Here is a 16,228-nt window from a genome sequence, read left to right as displayed (position 1 = left end):
AGCGAGGCCATTATCGTGATCAAAATTCGGAATTTTCACCTCTCGTTACCTAAGATGCTGACGCTGGGGTTTATCATCATCATTTTAATCGGCACAGTGCTTCTCAGACTGCCCGTGGCAACGAACAGCGACCACGCGACTTCTTTTCTAACAGCCTTCTTTACCGCTACCAGCGCAACCTGTGTGACCGGGCTCACATTGGTCAACACGGCGCTGCATTGGTCACTTTTTGGTCAGGTCGTGATCCTATTTCTCATGGAGATTGGCGGGCTCGGGTTTATGACGTTTACCGTCATGCTGTTCCTATTCATCAGACGGCGAATGCGGCTCTCAACCCAATTGCTGGCGCAAGAATCCCTCAATCTCGATAACTTATCACAATTAAGCGTCATTAAACTCATTATCTTACTATCCTTCATCATCCAATTAGTCGGCAACGGATTACTTTTCATTGATTTTTATCCGCGGTTCGGTCTGACAAAGGGATTATGGTTCAGCCTGTTTCACGCCGTATCCGCCTTTTGCAACGCCGGCTTCGATTTATTCGGTAATAGCCTTGAATCCTTCACGAACGATCCATACGTTCTTGGCGTCATGAGCCTATTGATCATCGCTGGGTCATTTGGGTTCCTGGTATGGCAGGACCTGTTGTTATTTCATAAACGACACCATCTCTCACTCCATACGAAATTAGCGTTAGGTACCGGCGCCGTTTTGATGGTACTGTCGTTGATCGTTTACTTATTAACGGAAAATAACCTCGCGCAACTCAAACCTTTGTCGGCTGGCAATCGATTTATGAATACCGTCTTTATGGCGATCACGCCTAAAACCGCCAGGCTCGTCACATTGCCTTACACGAAACTATCAATTGCTGGCATTGCATTTACCATGTTCCTGATGTTTGTCGGTGGAACACCCGGATCAACGGCTGGCGGGGTCAAAACGACCACGATTGGCCTGCTGACGATTCAAAGCATTGCAACACTGCGTGGCCGACGTGACGCGACCTTTGGCCACCGGCGATTTACGCAGGAAAATATGTTCCGTGCGCTAACGCTGATCTTTGTCGCCCTGATTATCCTCGCTGGCGCCACCCTGATTCTCTGTGCGACGCAACCGATTCCTAAAACAAACGGGCTCGAATCAGTTACCTTTGAGGTCTTAGCAGCATTTGGTACAACCGGCATTTCACTTGGACTGACGCCACATTTAACCGTTCTGGGTAAACTGATCATTATGGCGCTCATGTTCATTGGCCGGGTGGGCATTTACACGGTCATGTTCTCAATTCTAAACGCTGATCGGCAACAAAAAAACTATCGTTACCCAGAGGAGAGTGTCTTAATTGGTTAAAACAACTAAACGTGAAAACTATGCGGTAATTGGTCTCGGTCAGTTTGGCGGGTCAATTTGCCAGTCGCTCGTTGAGGCGAACCAAGAGGTCATGGCCATCGATATTGACGAGGACGCAGTTAATGAATTTACAAACATCGTCACCCGCGCAGTGATTGCTGATTGCCAGGACGAGGATGCCTTGAAGGATCTATCAATTGGAAGCTTCGACCACGTTTTTGTGGCAATTGGCTCTAACATTCAAGCTAGTATTATGGCAACGCTGCTCTCGAAGGAATTAGGTGCTAAAGATGTCATTTGTAAAGCTGAAAACGACAGCCACGCTCGCGTATTGGAGAAAATCGGAGCAGACCAGATCGTCCAACCGGAGCGTGACATGGCTCGGCGGATCGTTTTTCATAAACTCCAACCAAACATCGTCAACTATTTAATTTTAAATGAAAAAGTGACCTTAGCAGAGGTCAAGGTCGATAACCCAGACTTCGTGGGCAAGACCCTCGCTGAATTAGCGCTGAGAAATAAGTACCACGTCAACGTCATTGCCATCGTAACGGACGGCAAGGTCAACACCTCCCCAGTTGCTTCAGACGTCATTGATCTAAACGACCTAATTTCGGTGGTAGGTAATACGGCGGATGTGGAGAGGTTTAATGGGGATGCAAACCCGTAGAGTGTGGAACAAGCCGGTTAAGAGGTTGCATGTAAGTGACTTTCGTCATCAAATCCCGGGCTTGGATTTGGTGACGGAAGTCGCTTACATGCAACCTCTTGGCTTGTGGAGCACGTTTCGGCTCCGCTGCCTAGAAGGTGGAGTGCGGAAAAAGGCGTTTAGAGGGCGGAACCTAAGTTAACTCTGACAGAAATCCCGAACTTGGATTTGTGGCAGAGTTGGCTTAGGCAGGAGCCCTCTGCCTTTCGGAGCACGTTTCGACGCCAATTTAGCAATGCGTCTATGTGGACCGATTCTTTAATCAATAAAACGGCCCAAAACAAAAAACATCGAACTGCCAAAACGCCCGACAATCCGATGCTTTTTCATTTCAAGACAATTCCCGCAACCGCCGAGAAACGGCCTGAAATTCATCCTCCAACGCCGTATCATTCGGTGCCACAGCTAACTGATTGATCAACTCAGTCTGCTTCAACTCAAGCTGCAATTTCTCCGCATCATACGTCGTAGCTCTCGCTTGCTGATCCGACTGTTCAGTCACCAGTTGCTGGTTACGAATGTGATACTGGCGCGCCGTCACTTGACGGACAAACCACCTGTCGTGTGAGACCAGGATAACAGTCCCCTTATACTCCCGCAACATTTCACTCAACGCTGTAACGGCCTCGATATCTAGGAAGTTTGTAGGTTCGTCCAAAATCAATCCATTGACATCACTCAATATGACCTTAGCCAGTGAGACTTTGACACGTTCGCCACCGCTTAACACGGTGACGGGTTTATCCCAATCGCTCGCAGAAAAACCCAACCGAGCAAGGATGAGTCGGTTTGTTTCGTCATCTTGAATACTCGTCGAAGTCACATTGGCAAGAATCGACCCTTCTAGATTCAAATTTGACAGATTTTGTTGGAAATAACCAAGTTTCGCTAACGGTGACCACTTTACGGTATCATCATCTTGATGAAGCAGCGTTGTGAGTAAGCTTGTTTTGCCTGCCTTATTGGGGCCAGTGATGGCGACATGGTCGCCGGCTTTGATTTTGAAAGAAACGTTGCGGACCAGCTGATGTCCACCTTGGGTAACAGTGAGATCCGTCACTGTTAATAGTGTGTTGCCAGCCATTTTGACCGCATTGGGGATCATCATTTGAACGGGCTTAGCTGTTTTTGGACGCCTAACCTCTTCTAACTGTGCCATCCGTGACCCAGTCGCTTTCGCAACCTGGTGTAATTTCTTACTCATTTTTTCAAAGTACGGCTTGCTGCCATGAATTTCTGAGGTGCCGCGTTTATTCTTCGGCACCACTGTCGCGTGTTCTGCGCGTTGTTTTTGTTTTTCAATGGTCTTCTTTAACCGTTTCTTTTCGGTTACATACTGATCGTATTGCGCCTGCTGACGCCCTTTTTCCGCTTCTCGTTGCGATAAATACGCTGAATAATTACCGGAATATACTGTCACGACAGCTTCGCTAAGCGCCCAAACTGTCGTACACAGATCATCCAGAAAATCTCGGTCATGCGAAATGATCACTAATGCACCACGAAATCGCTTCAAGCGCTTTTCCAACCACTTAATTGTCGCAACATCTAAGTTAGCAGTGGGTTCATCCAGCAACAGGATATCAGGACGTTTTGAAAACGCGTCATTCAAGTACTGGCGGACCTGCTCACCACCACTTAATGCTGCAGTTGGTTTTAATTGCGGCACCAGCAAAACGTCGGCTTCTGGCTGGATCGTTCCCTTAGTTGCTAATTGGTTCAACAAAGTCGTTTTACCGACGCCGTTGTGCCCTATTAACCCAATTCTAGCGTTGGCGGGTATTGTGAGCTGGGCAATCTCGTATAACTTGCGGGCGCCATATTGTTGCTCAAGGTTCGTTATTTGGTAATCGGACATTCAAGTCACTCCTTTTAGTTTTATCTGGAGTAAACCCTTAATTGCGCATAGAAAAAGCCCCCTATTCGCAAATAGGCGGCAGACTGGTCCCGTTAATGGTCCCGTTAATGGTCCCGATGTGTCCGTAACCCATTTGCAACCAGCTCAAATGATCCACTTGTCTCTAAGAACAGTGGTTTTTTGAACATTGGTTGATCAACAGGTTACTTATTTCATTGCGGCACACACCGATTCCTCTCTTGTTTGATCAAAATGACTATAACTGGAAATTTTGTGGATGTCAATTAAAAATGTTGGCGGATCGGGTTGAACGGGATTTGGTAAAAAATTCAGGATCCTTTTGCTCTTTTTCGACTGGAGTGGTTGTTGCTGCTGGCTTTCTTGGCCTCCATGCCGAAACGAGTTCCGCGAGGCAAGGGGCGGCCATGTAACGGACTCTGGCAAAAAATCAGGATTCTTTTGCTCTTTTTTGACTGAAGTGGTTGTTGCTGCTGGCTTTCTTGGCCTCCGTGTCGAAACGAGTTCCGCGAGGCAAGGGGCGGCCATGTAACGGACTCTGGCAAAAATCCAGGATATTTTTGCTCTTTTTCGACTGAAGTGGTTGTTGCTGCTGGCTTTCTTGGCCTCCGTGTCGAAACGAGTTCTGCGAGGTAGAGGGCTCCTGTGTAAGCAACTCTGGTCAAAAAAGTCAGGCCCGGACTTTTCTGACCAGAGTTACTTACACTCCGCCCTCTAACCACCTCGCTCCACTCTCTATCTCTGGTGGAACTCCTCCTCAATCTGCAGCTCTTCATAATCGACTGCTTCTTCTTGCGCACCAGACTTATTTAGCACAAAGACACCGATGAGCAGGATCACTAGCCCCATCGTTTCGCCTATCGTCATGGCTTCGTGAAACAACAGCACACTCATTGCCGCTGTCAAGATCGTTCCAACGCCGCTCCATAGGCCATACGCAACGCTTAACGGCACCACGCGCATCGCATACGACAAAAAGTACAGCATGATGACATACATCATAATGCTCGCTAACGACCACCACAATCTGGTGAATCCACTCGAGTATTTCAATGTCATCGTTCCTAAAATTTCACTGACAATGGCCACACCTAGGGCCGCATAGTATTTCAGCATGCCGCTCACCTCACAGTAGATTTAACATCACAGTACCCAACATAATGCAGGCTACCCCCAGAACCTTGGTTCGGTTAAATTGCTCTTTAAAAAAGACAACGCCAAGGATCGTCGTAAACAACGTCCCAACCGCACCCCATAAGGCAAAGGCCACTCCAAGATTTAACCACTGTAACGATTTTGAAAACAGAAACAGGGTGATGGTGTAGCCGATGATGAGCAATATGGTCGGTTTTAACCGATGAAACCCATCGGCTTCCTTCAGTAGTGAACTGCTGATAATTTCAAACACAATGGCACCTGCCAAAAACGTGTATCCCAATCCCATATTGATCACCTCGAATTAGTTTATCTACCCTCGATTGTAACCCTTTTCGTAACTTGTGTCGGTTAAATTTTGCTTGCACCTTCATAACAATTTAACACATTTGAAATCACTATCGATCCCAGTGATACCGCCATCTACCAGCCCGATGGGTTCCAACTTCGACCGTCGATTTCCCCCTCGGCCGCTTCAATGCGTCGCTGCTGTTCTTCAACGAGCTGAATCGCGGCATAAAAGAGTGCTCGGTCTTTAAACCGCGTACTTGAGTCACTTAAGGTCCGCAATTGGTCAATAAGCCATTGCTGTTCTGCCATTTAGTCTTCACCCCCATCTTTTAGTAATGCCAACGTATCCTGAAGGTCACTTAACGTGGCCGCGTTTTGTGAGATCTGGTCGATCACAAGACCAATTTTTTGTTGGTCAGCGTCCGGTTGGGTCTCACTGACTGCCTTTAACTTGCGCACCGTCCAGTTAACTTGATCTGAAAAATGAGTGAGTGGTTCCTGAGTCAGATAGCGCTGATAATCGACAAGCAGGTGCATTTTTTCAGTCTCAGTCTGGTAGCCAAACTGGTCAACAACAAACGATGGCAACCACGTCATTCCGAGACGGTGTGCCAATGCTTGGTATGGCGTTGTCAGTTGTGACAATGAGAATTGTTCGGGCGCTCCTGCCGTATAGTGCGCGGCTGGCTGCCCCAGTGAGATAACAAGCCCCAGCTCCTTTCCCACTAGCGCCCCGCCGACAGACGGATAGTCAAAGCTTCTGGTCAGGACAGTGTCCTCCCACGCTTTTAAACTCGCTGGCGCACTGTACCAGTACAGTGGAAATTGAAAAATGAGTCGGTCAGCATCCCGGATGAGCGCCTGCTCAGCGGGGATATCTAGTGGCTGATCAGTCGGCACATGCCAAGTCACATTTGGTTCTGCAGCCGCCTCCCTGAGAAATTGTTGCGTACTGGATGAGGCAATATTTGGGTGAGACACAATAACCACTGTTTTCATCAATGGTGCTCCTTTCAGAAAGCTATTTTGGTTGTGGACAACTTAATTTGTGATTAATTGTACCTAATGTTGTTAAATCAGACAACCTAATTCACATGAAATTATAATCCAAATGAAAATGAAATTCCTTGTAAAACCGCTTTCATCATTTTATACTGAAAATATTCTTATAAAAGGAGTTTTGGTTATGTTTAAAAGGAATATTGGTTGGGTTAAAGTATTAGGTTTGGTAGCCGTTGTTGGATTGGTATTGGCAGGTTGTGGGCAAAAGAGCAGCAGTAGTAAGTCAGCAGATAAATCACCACTAATTGTGGCAACCTCTGGGACGCTGTACCCCACTTCGTACCATGATCCAAAAACAAAGAAACTGACTGGGTTCGACGTGCAAATTGTTCGGGCCGTTGGTAAGAAATTAGGTCGAAAGGTTGAATTCAAACAACTGAACGTTGATGGCCAACTTACTGCCGTAAAGACGGGCAAAGCTGACATGGCCGCTAACGATTTTGGTATTTCGCCTGCACGGAAGAAGGAATTCACCCTGTCTACCCCATACAAGCATTCGTTTAACAGTATTATCGTCCGTAAGAAAGATGACTCAGGCATTCACTCATGGGCTGACATCAAGGGTAAGAAGGCCGCTGGCGAAGCCGGAACCAACTACCAGCGTCTTGCAAAGCAACTTGGTGCAACAACCGTCAACTACAACAACGTGTCAAACGACGTTTACTTCCGCGATGTCAAAAATGGTCGGACTGATTTAATCATGAACGACTACTACTTGCAGAAGTTAGCGCTCAAGGCAATGCCAAACAGCGGTTTGAAGATCATGAACAATATGTACTTCACGACCAATGACGACGGCTCTGGCGTTGGTATTTTGATGAAGAAGGGGAACACAAAGTTGGTCAAGCAAGTGAACAAGGCCTTGGCTGAACTGAAGAAAGACGGGACCCTGAAGAAGATCTCTGAGAAATTCTATGGCGCCAACGTCACTAAGGAACCTAAAGTTCACATTTCAAAGCACTTTACGATCAAGAACTAGGGACGTGATGGGTCATGTCATTCTTACACTATCTTTCGATTCCAAATTTCTTTAACGCCCCGCTAGCCTTTTCCTCGATTCCGTCGATCATGTCGGGATTCCCAGTTTCAATCGGGTTAACGGCCGTTAGCTTCGTGCTTGCACTCATTTTAGGCCTGTTTTTGACGTTGGCGCAACTGAGCCACATCAAAATTTTACACTGGGCGTCTCGCAGCTTCATTTCTTGCATGCGAGGTGTGCCCATGCTGGTCATTTTGTTCGTCATCTATTTTGGGTTTCAAACAGCGGCGTTTCCGGCAGCGGTCATTGCGTTTACGATCAACTGCAGCGCCTTTGTGTCCGAAGTCTTTCGGTCCTCATTTCTCGCCGTGGATAAGGGGCAATGGGAAGCGGCCTATTCATTGGGGCTTCCCTACCGTAAAGTCGTCAGCAAGGTCATTTTTCCCCAAGCGTTCCGAATTTCGATTCCCGCGCTGGGTAACATCTTGTTAGACCTCTTTAAGGGCACCTCACTAGCGGCAATGATCACGGTCAGTGAAATGTTCATGAAGGCCCAGATCATCGCAGGAGCGGATCAGGACTACATGTCGATCTACATTATGATTGCGATTCTGTACTGGTTCTGCTGTTGGTTATTGACGGTAGGACAGACGTTGCTGGAAAAGCATCTCGCATTGTAGAGCGTGAAGCAAGGCGCTTAAGGGGCGGAGTGTAACGGACTCTGTCAGAAAAGTCCGGTTCTGACTTTTTTGACAGAGTCCGTTACACAGTAGCCCCTTGCCTTGCTGAACGCGTTTCCGCAATGAAGCCAAGAAAGTTACCACAAAATAAAAAAAAGACGCATCGTTCATCTAGAACGGTGCGTTTTTTATAAATTCATAACGCCATCTAAAACGACACAACAGCTGTTCAATAAAAAACAAACCTCGTCAATAATAATCTCTCTTAATAAAAACATAATGACAACTTCCCCTAAAGTCCCCATCTTCACAAAAAGCAAAAGCCATAAATTAATTTATTTTATACCGACATGTACACACGTTTGTCCCGCATATTTTATAACCCGAAGCACATACACCCACTAAACCGTGTGCACAGTAGGCTTTCATCATTAAAATCTAATCCAGAAAACAGCGGGGTTATTTGCAACAAATGAATCTTCTCATAATGGCCACATTTTCATAGGAATTATTGTTGATTTGCAAACAAATACATGCTAATCTGTGGTTGTTGTTGGATAACTTAGACGGTACAGTGTCTTTGAGCCCAACAATTTGCGAAGTTTGGTAGTTTTTCAGCCACCTCTTCAACGAGTGAAATGAAGTCGCAATTTTAAGTAACAAATTATATAAATTTACTTTGGAATGTCGAACGTGCACTGACTTATCAGACGGGGCAAAACAAATCTTCTAAAGGAGTTTGTGATGCAACGTAGATATCGTAGCGCCCTCATATTTATCATCACTTTATTAACCGCTTGTGTAACCGGTTTCGTTGTGCCGCAAGACACGCAACAATCCGTTCAAGCTAAAGCCACATCGTATATGCACATGTCGTATGCGTTTTCTGCCGGTACCGCAACAGCCACCCCCGGCTGCTACCGCTGGCAAGACACAACGATCACGTACAAGATCGATAACAGTTCCGCCTATTACCAGCAAATCTGGAACAGCGCCGTTAAGCACTGGAACGATGCCAACGTCGTGACACTTGTCGCGGCTAAGCCTGGTGATAAGGCCGACATGACACTGGCAACTGCCACGACTAAAAAGACCACTTCTGCTACTGGAGATGCAGTGGGTCTGACGTATTCTTCTTACCACAGCAGCCAGAAAATTGATAACCTCAATGTTCTTGTCAGCACCACGTCCTACATTTACACGAACGTGGCCACTCAGATGAAATATTCTCAACTTCAGCGCGAACACGTTGCTGAACACGAACTGGGACATGCGTTAGGACTAGAACACGCGACGTCGAAGAACAGTGTCATGTACTACGCTAATAAAAATAAGTCCATCACAACGTCAGATATTCGGGGCCTGGCCACGATGTACGATAATTAGCGCTAAACTGGATCACTTATATAAACCGTTTCAAGTAGGGCATCAACCATGGGGTACATATAAAATTAAAATAAAAGTGCTGTGGCTTAGTCTGCCGTCAGCACTTTTATTTTGGCAAAATGAGTGTAATCGAGTAGGAGGTAATTGATTAATTCAATTACCGACCTCTCACACCACCGTACGTACGGTTCCGTATACGGCGGTTCAATAATTTAAGCACTTTGTATTGACTGGAGTGTCTTGCTCATATTGATGAGTCCAAGGCGTTCCAGTCTTTTGTTTGTCAGAGTATAGGTCAATGTCTTGCTATGCGCAGTTCGCCAATAACCCTTACGGGTATTGGCCATTGTATAAGCACTGGTGCCAGAAAGCCCCAGTTTTACAAGATGATTGACCTTTGTTTTGAGCTTCTTCCACTGTTTCCAAATATACTGGCGAATCCTTGCTCGCAACCATTCGTCTAAGTGACGGATAAAATTGGTCATTTTCCCGACCGAATAGTACTGTAACCACCCACGCATCTTTTGATGAATCTCGTTAAACACCAGGTTTAACGAAACGCCCCGATTGCGCTTGGTCATTTTCCTGAGTGCAGACTTGATGCGTTGCTTGGCCTGCCAAGCAGGTCGCGCATACGCACCTCCTCGACCAACCCCCAAGGAAAATCCCAGGAACTTGGCCCGCAGAGGCGAACTTACTGATGTCTTGTCCTCATTGACGGTGACCTTTAGGTCGCCTTCAAGAAAGCGAGTAACATTAGTCAGAACCCGTTCTCCAGCACGTTTGCTTCGGACATAAATATTACAATCGTCCGCATAGCGGACAAACTTATGACCTCTGGAAGTTAACAGCTTATCCAGTTCGTTGAGATAAATGTTAGCCAAAAGTGGCGATAAGGGGCCACCTTGAGGGGTGCCTTTATCACTTCGTTCAAATAGACCACCATTCATGACACCGCTGGTTAGGAAGCGACGAATGAGATGCAGTATCCATGGATCCGTAATATACTGCTCAATAAATTTAATAAGCAGATCGTGGTTGACCGTATCGAAGTATGCTTTTAAATCGAGATCCACGACATAGTGATAGCCCTGATTGTAGAACTGAACCACTCTATCAATGGCATCTTTAGCACTTCGATTCGGTCGGAACCCAAAACTATTATCTGAGAAGACACGCTCAAATGTTGGCACCATGACTTGCGCCATGGCTTGTTGAACAAGTCGGTCAATCACAGTTGGTATTCCGAGCTTGCGTTTACCACCATTAGGTTTGGGAATTTCAACCCGCTTAACGGGACGAGGCCGATAGGTCTCGTTTTGTAAAGCTTGCAGTAATTCCTGTTTATGTTTCCTCAAGTAGGGCAACAGTTCGTCAACGGTCATTCCGTCTAGTCCTGCTGCACCTTTGTTTCTGCAGACGCGAAGATAAGCCTCGTTCAGGTTATTTCGGTCTAAGACTAACTCTTGAAACTTAGTGCCGTTCATCATCGTATTTTCACCAGAGTCAGTGCTACGCACCCCGACTTGTTCTTGGGCTTCCAGTCCTACTGTCCGCCGGCGGTCAGCTTTTTCTGTATTCTGCGGTTGTTGCACTGTCTCCACCTCCAATATCAATGATGACCTATTATTGTTCAGCCCTTCGTGGCAGATACCACTACTATGGCCTCGGCTGACTCCTGTATCGTTCTGCACCACATCACTGCGATGTTTGTTCCTGTGGCGCTTAGCGCGCCTCTTGTCGGGAACGTACGATACAGGCCTCCCCGGGTAAGAACGCCCACTTTCGTACCATGTCATTGCCAGCTTTACTGCGATGGCCTCGAGTAGTATTGGACTTTGGTTTGTTTGGCAACCTCGTCCGACCAACACAGCCTTATAGCTGATTCTTGTACATCAATGCGGTACTTTGTCGCCGACTTCCTTCAGATTCCACCTCACGATGGACACCCTTGTCATTGACTTGCGGTTCCGACTACTACGGCCCGCAACGGACTTTCACCGTCTAGTTGGCGCCCATGCCGGGCGCACCAAAAAAACACCAGCCAAAGGGTTGGTGTTTTTCCTATTCTTAATTAATACTAATTAAGCAACAGTGACGTTAGCAGCTTGTGGGCCGCGGTCGCCTTCTTCAACGTCTAAGGTTACGTGTTGGCCTTCTTCAAGAGTCTTGAAGCCGTCAGCTTGGATAGCTGAGAAGTGAACGAAAACGTCTGAGCCGTTTTCCAAAGTGATAAAACCGTAACCCTTGTCAGCGTTGAACCATTTAACAGTACCTTGTTCCATTAGAATGAAACCTCCATGCGCTTTGCGCAAATTATATTTTGCATTTGAAACTTTTGAATAAGGAGCCATTCTAGTAAGAACGTTGTACCTTAATCCGAAGCATAAATACATTATCTAAAGGTTAACAGTTAATCCCCAAAAAGGCAAGAAATAAAGTTCGAAATTCAAAACATTTTAAGAGAATGTTTAGTATTATTTGGTTATCAAAATATAAGTGAATCGTTCGTATTTACTCTGAAAGCCACGGCTGGCTTACGTGTTCATGATTTTTGAAAGTCTTAAGTCCGGCCTATTTTCATCAGGATGAAACCAGTTTCATGGAAAACTTGGGACGATTGAAGTGGAATGTCCGAATTCGGACGATTGGTGATGAAAGTCCCATATATTAGAGGATTGGAATTAAAAAGGCTGAGGAAATGTGGGTTCTCAGCCTTTTTTGTTGGGTTTGCTTTTTTGTTGGAATCTTGTTGTTGGAACTTTGGCAAAAACCGCCAGAACCACTTTGATTTTTCTGCGTGGTTCTTGCTACTGACTTTCTATTCTACATAGCCGTAACGTGCTCCGCAAGGCAAGGGGCGGCCATGTAACGGACTCTGGCAAAAAATACACATTTGGATTGTGAGTCATTATTTTCTGCGTGGTTCTTGCTACTGGCTTTCTATGTTACCTAGCCGTAACGTGCTCCGCACTCAGCCCCTCACCAAAATCTCCACCTGATCCTTCTGCGGTGCTAGATTCAGTCCTAGGACCGGTTCCTTTAAGATTTTTGCGTATTCGTCCAGCACATCGTCAGGCAGCGGGGTGTGAATGTTCAGCGCACTCAATACCTCGTTTGCTGAATCGACGTCATCAATATCCACAAACAAGCGCATGTTGCTTAACGCGTCCCGGAGAAGGTCCGTCAGCAACCCGTTCGGCTTTCCCGACACGTCCGTCACCACAATTTGGGGACTGCTGACCCCCTGGTGATTGACCGTGACCATCTTCAAGATATCAAATATATTCCTCATTGCGCTTACCCTCCGTTTCGCCTGCACGCGTTTGTTTGCTATTATACACGAAAACGACTTAAATGCTTATGTCTTTGCTGAAAATTCGCCATTACCACACAATTTTGCCCTATCTTGCTGCTGTTGTGACTGGCACCACCCGCCAATTCGCCGGCAGTTCAAACGTGATGTGTTTGCCAATAAACGTGTGATCGCCCATACCAACGGCAAACATCAATCGCAGCTCTTCATTTTTATAGACCCAGTGGGTGGTGTCGATATGCATACTGGCTGTTTTGGCATGATGTCGCACAATGACAGTTGTCGTTGCCGGTGTTGTTTTTTCTAATTTCGACTGCAGCGGATTAGTATTATACAAATAAATGCGCTCCGTTTTTGTCCCAACCGGTTTGAAGAGCAGGATATGTTTACCCGTCACACTACTCGTCAGCGGATAAGTCATTCGTGTCGTCACGCGTTTCATTCCCAAATGTTGATTATAGTTCAGACACATCAATAACACGCTGCCCACGGTCACCACTAGTCCAACGGTGATCCAGACTGCCCGCCAACCGGTATGCTGCATAAAGATCATACTGCAAGCAAACAAAACCGCCCCCGCAAATAATAAGAGGATGATCATTTCGCTACCCCCACTTTCTTGGGATCACGTTTCAACAGGAATGTCAGTAAGAACCCTAGCAGTGAGAACGCCGTCGCAATTCCAAATGCGTAACGGAAGCCTAGCACATTCGCATTAATGGCCAACTTCCGATAAAGGAATGGGGTCGCCTTCGCAACCGCGTGAGCTGGTGTGTGATTCAGCGTCACGTTCGACATCGTCGAGACTAAAATGGCGGTCCCCATTGACGCGAAAACTTGCCGGGCCGTGTTGTTGACGACCGTCCTATCACCGATCAGGTTCAACGGTAACGCGTTCATCCCAGTCGTGGTCACTGGCATCATGACCATTGAAATACCAAACATCCGCAGCGCATACAACGCCACAATGTAGGAAATCGGTGCCTGCGCCGTGATCGGAATAAACGCGGCCGTTGCAATGGTCAGCAAAAACATGCCTGTAATCGCCATATTTCGAGCGCCCAGCCGGTCAAAAATCCGCCCAGTGATCGGGTTCATACACCCAATCACGATCGCACCTGGTAATAAAGTCAACCCAGAGGCTAACGGTGATTCACCCCGCAATGTTTGCAGATACAATGGCACCACCAGCGTAAATCCGTTCATGGACATAAACGAAACGGCAACCAATGTGGCCGACAACGCAAAATCTGAGCGTTTAAAGACTTTAAACTGCAGGAGTGGGTTCTTGATTGTAAGCGACCGCCAAATGAACAGCGCGACCACAATGACCCCAATGATCAGGGTCATGTAAACCATCGGATCCGACCACTGGTACTGCCCAACGGAGGAAAAACCGTACAGCATTGACCCAAACCCGATGATCGACAGTAAAACTGAGAACCAGTCGACTGGCGCCTTTCGCGTGGGTAACACTTTTCTGAGTGTAAAACTCCCCATAATCAACACAATGATCGAAACAGGCATGATCACCAAAAACAGCATCCGCCATGAATAGTGAATCAGGATCCAGCCAGAAAGTGTCGGCCCAATAGCGGGTGCTAACCCAATAACGATGCCGGCCGTCCCCATGGCAGCTCCCCGTTGCGACGGCGGAAAAATGGTCGTCATAATCGTTTGATAAACGGGCGCCGTAATCCCAACTCCTGAAGCCATGACGAGCCGCCCAATCAAAATCGTCCAGAAATTCTGAGCGAAATAACAAATGATCGTCCCGACTAAAAAGATGGCGATAGCAGATAAATACAGTTTTCGGGAATCAAACCGTTGGAGAAAGAACCCCGTGATCGGCATCACGATCCCCATGACCAGCATGAATCCAGTCGTTAACCACTGAACCGTATCGGCAGAAATACTAAAGGCGTTCATTAACGTTGGAAACGCCGTTGTGAGCATGGTTGACGTAATAAACGTACTGAACGTTCCGATCAACATTGTCAAAACCAGCAAGATTCGATTATATGGCTTGCCGTTTTGATCAAGCGGCTGCTCGACCGCTTTTGAACTATTGTGCATTTGGTTCACACCTCTCTGAATAATTGCAACAGCTTAAAACAAATAATTCTACTCAATCAAATAGTTACGCCTGCTTGTCCTCCCTTAATCAATCATGTGTCGGTTTTATAGTTAGTTACATAAGTAAAATAGGACACCTCACCACAATTTACTTGAGTAAGGTGGCGACGCTATTTCGGTCTCACCCGCTGCCACATCTTATCCTGAACTTTCGGGAGTGCTAACCGTTCAAAATCTGAGGCAGTCAGCCATTCGCCAGGGAAGTAACTTAAATCAAGGTCGCCCGACCATTCTGCGTCCATCAGCGTAATCAGCCACTTTTGGTGTGTAAATGTGTGGGTCACCTGTTTACCCGAACGTGGTGTCAGATGCAGCTTTAGCCCGTCTGTCTCGGCTACTTCATGTTCCAGAAGTGTCACCAGTTCCTCATCCGTCACCGTTTCCGGGTGTTCTAGCCCTGTCAGCAGCGTTTCTCGTTTAACGAGTGGGAACGTCCAGAAGTTCGCCAATAAGCCCGTACTGGGGCGTTTTTCCATCAAATACCGGTCGTCAGCATGAATTACCAACCCAAAGTATGGGATCTGGACCGGCCGGGGCTTCTTTGTCTTCACCGGGTACTGATCCTCCACGCCATCTAAATAAGCCTGGTCAAACGCCTTGACCGGCGAGTTTTCTGAATCAGGATTTTTAGCAGTCATGTAGCTGGATCCAAGATCCATAATGGCCTGATTAAAGTCGCCGGGGCGATCAGTCGGAATAATCGTGCCAATAACCTGCTCAAATACCTGCCGCGTCTGCGTTTTAGCAATATCATCATCAATTTCTAACAACCGTGAAAACACCCGAAACGCATTGCCGTCCACCGCCGGCACAGGCTCCCCAAACGCAATACTGGCAATGGCACCAGCAGTATAGGGACCAATACCTGCAAGGTCTAACAACTCCTCCGCGGTTCTCGGCCACTTGCCGTTAAAATCCTCAACGACCTGCTTCGCCGCCTTTTGCAAATTACGCGCTCGGGAGTAATAACCAAGACCCTCCCAGGCCTTCATCAGCCTCTCTTCAGGGGCGTCCGCTAAATCAGTCACCGTCGGAAACCAGTCCATAAACCGGTTATAGTATGGAATCACAGTATTAACTTGGGTCTGCTGCAACATAATTTCTGAGACCCACACGTGGTACGGATCGTGGTCTCGACGCCACGGCAGGTCACGCCCATCGGTGTCGTACCAGGTTAATAGGGCCTTCTGGAAGGCTTTGATTTTTGATGGTGACCAAGTGATCATTCGGGTACCTACTCTCTGTTTGGTTGATTGAAATTTTGTCTTGTCTGACTGTTATT

The 16,228-nt window shown here is 46.9% G+C and carries 16 protein-coding genes; 5 read left to right on the top strand and 11 right to left on the bottom strand.

Going from position 1 to position 16,228, the window contains the following annotated elements; all coding sequences use genetic code 11:
• The first annotated feature begins 15 nt into the window (after positions 1-15).
• Both AYR61_RS07730 and AYR61_RS07725 read left to right on the top strand, forming a co-directional pair.
• A complete protein-coding gene (locus AYR61_RS07730) occupies positions 16-1,356 on the top strand; it encodes a TrkH family potassium uptake protein (RefSeq protein WP_065902489.1) in 1,341 nt (446 codons plus the stop codon).
• Positions 1,349-2,026 carry a potassium channel family protein gene (locus tag AYR61_RS07725; RefSeq protein ID WP_054708151.1) on the top strand — a complete coding sequence of 226 codons (678 nt, stop codon included), beginning with the start codon at positions 1,349-1,351 and terminating at the stop codon, positions 2,024-2,026. The genes AYR61_RS07730 and AYR61_RS07725 overlap by 8 nt, the downstream gene beginning before the upstream one ends.
• A 370-nt stretch (positions 2,027-2,396) precedes the next feature.
• On the opposite strand, the gene abc-f is transcribed toward AYR61_RS07725, so the two are convergent.
• The 5 genes from abc-f to AYR61_RS07705 form a co-directional block, all read right to left on the bottom strand.
• Positions 2,397-3,923: a ribosomal protection-like ABC-F family protein gene (gene abc-f / locus AYR61_RS07720; RefSeq protein WP_065902487.1), complete on the bottom strand. Its 1,527-nt coding sequence runs from the start codon at positions 3,921-3,923 to the stop codon at positions 2,397-2,399.
• A gap of 753 nt (positions 3,924-4,676) precedes the next feature.
• Positions 4,677-5,057, bottom strand: coding sequence for a DMT family transporter (locus AYR61_RS07715; RefSeq protein WP_054708142.1), 381 nt, complete (start codon positions 5,055-5,057; stop codon positions 4,677-4,679).
• A 10-nt stretch (positions 5,058-5,067) separates the two neighbouring features.
• The gene (locus AYR61_RS07710; RefSeq protein WP_054708139.1) at positions 5,068-5,385 is read right to left on the bottom strand and encodes a DMT family transporter; all 318 of its coding nucleotides are present in this window, start codon (positions 5,383-5,385) and stop codon (positions 5,068-5,070) included.
• A gap of 134 nt (positions 5,386-5,519) precedes the next feature.
• Positions 5,520-5,696, bottom strand: coding sequence for a hypothetical protein (locus AYR61_RS15375; RefSeq protein ID WP_191982233.1), 177 nt, complete (start codon positions 5,694-5,696; stop codon positions 5,520-5,522).
• Positions 5,697-6,386, bottom strand: a complete 690-nt coding sequence (locus tag AYR61_RS07705; protein WP_065902481.1) for an NAD(P)H-dependent oxidoreductase — start codon at positions 6,384-6,386, stop codon at positions 5,697-5,699. It abuts the gene before it with no gap.
• Positions 6,387-6,573: 187 nt separating this feature from the next.
• Between AYR61_RS07705 and AYR61_RS07700 the strand changes: the two genes are divergently transcribed.
• The 3 genes from AYR61_RS07700 (at position 6,574) to AYR61_RS07690 (ending at position 9,494) form a co-directional block, all read left to right on the top strand.
• Positions 6,574-7,428 (top strand): transporter substrate-binding domain-containing protein, encoded by an 855-nt coding sequence (locus AYR61_RS07700; protein ID WP_056987741.1) that lies wholly within the window; start codon positions 6,574-6,576, stop codon positions 7,426-7,428.
• A 14-nt stretch (positions 7,429-7,442) separates the two neighbouring features.
• Positions 7,443-8,108 carry an amino acid ABC transporter permease gene (locus tag AYR61_RS07695; protein ID WP_054708133.1) on the top strand — a complete coding sequence of 222 codons (666 nt, stop codon included), beginning with the start codon at positions 7,443-7,445 and terminating at the stop codon, positions 8,106-8,108.
• Between the two features lie 744 nt (positions 8,109-8,852).
• Positions 8,853-9,494: a matrixin family metalloprotease gene (locus AYR61_RS07690; protein ID WP_054708131.1), complete on the top strand. Its 642-nt coding sequence runs from the start codon at positions 8,853-8,855 to the stop codon at positions 9,492-9,494.
• 212 nt (positions 9,495-9,706) lie between these two features.
• Here the strand turns inward: AYR61_RS07690 and ltrA are convergent, their stop codons facing one another.
• The 6 genes from ltrA to mutY all read right to left on the bottom strand — a co-directional run bounded on the left by ltrA (position 9,707) and on the right by mutY (position 16,172).
• Entirely contained in the window at positions 9,707-11,089 is a 1,383-nt protein-coding gene (ltrA, locus tag AYR61_RS07685) for a group II intron reverse transcriptase/maturase (RefSeq protein ID WP_065900954.1), read from the bottom strand.
• A 489-nt stretch (positions 11,090-11,578) separates the two neighbouring features.
• Positions 11,579-11,779, bottom strand: coding sequence for a cold-shock protein (locus tag AYR61_RS07680; protein ID WP_054708128.1), 201 nt, complete (start codon positions 11,777-11,779; stop codon positions 11,579-11,581).
• Between the two features lie 689 nt (positions 11,780-12,468).
• A complete protein-coding gene (locus AYR61_RS07675) occupies positions 12,469-12,789 on the bottom strand; it encodes a hypothetical protein (RefSeq protein WP_054708125.1) in 321 nt (106 codons plus the stop codon).
• Positions 12,790-12,898: 109 nt separating this feature from the next.
• Positions 12,899-13,411 carry a DUF4811 domain-containing protein gene (locus AYR61_RS07670; protein ID WP_065902479.1) on the bottom strand — a complete coding sequence of 171 codons (513 nt, stop codon included), beginning with the start codon at positions 13,409-13,411 and terminating at the stop codon, positions 12,899-12,901.
• Positions 13,408-14,886 carry an MDR family MFS transporter gene (locus tag AYR61_RS07665; protein WP_065902477.1) on the bottom strand — a complete coding sequence of 493 codons (1,479 nt, stop codon included), beginning with the start codon at positions 14,884-14,886 and terminating at the stop codon, positions 13,408-13,410. Before AYR61_RS07665 ends, AYR61_RS07670 begins: the two co-directional genes overlap by 4 nt.
• 170 nt (positions 14,887-15,056) lie before the next feature.
• Complete coding sequence (gene mutY / locus AYR61_RS07660) at positions 15,057-16,172, bottom strand: A/G-specific adenine glycosylase (protein ID WP_065902475.1); 1,116 nt, start codon at positions 16,170-16,172, stop codon at positions 15,057-15,059.
• Between the last annotated feature and the right edge of the window lie 56 nt (positions 16,173-16,228).

It is taken from the genome of Secundilactobacillus paracollinoides, from assembly GCF_001702155.1.
Classification (GTDB): domain Bacteria; phylum Bacillota; class Bacilli; order Lactobacillales; family Lactobacillaceae; genus Secundilactobacillus; species Secundilactobacillus paracollinoides.
This window is presented reverse-complemented; position numbering and strand designations above follow the sequence as displayed.